A 349-nucleotide genomic window follows, 5' to 3' on the forward strand; every position below is an offset into this window, starting at 1 on the left:
GGTCATGGCCATCGGCGTGGCGATGATCGGCACCGGCGCGCTGGCCTGGGCCGGCCTGATCGATCCGACCAAGACGATCTACACCTCCGCGAAGCTGGCCTGGCTGTCAGCGGCGGTGGGCGGGCTGATGTTCGGCTTCGGCATGGTGCTGGCCTCCGGCTGCGGCAGCAAGACGCTGGTGCGCATCGGCGCGGGCAACCTGAAGTCGCTGGTGGTGTTTGTGTTCCTGGGGCTCTCCGCCTATATGACGCTGCGCGGGCTGTTTGGCGTGGTTCGCGTGAACACGGTCGACACGGTGGCCGTGGCGCTGCCCGTCACGCAGGACCTGCCGTCGCTGGTGGCGCAGGGC

At 69.1% G+C, this 349-nt stretch carries 1 protein-coding gene; it reads left to right on the plus strand.

From position 1 onward, the window contains the following. A partial coding sequence (locus tag AB4Z35_RS31465; protein WP_442101362.1) for a YeeE/YedE thiosulfate transporter family protein occupies positions 1-349 on the plus strand: 349 nt, incomplete at both ends.

The sequence above is a fragment of the Pseudomonas sp. KB_15 genome (assembly GCF_052114525.1).
In the GTDB taxonomy this organism is placed as follows: Bacteria; Pseudomonadota; Gammaproteobacteria; order Pseudomonadales; family Pseudomonadaceae; genus Aquipseudomonas.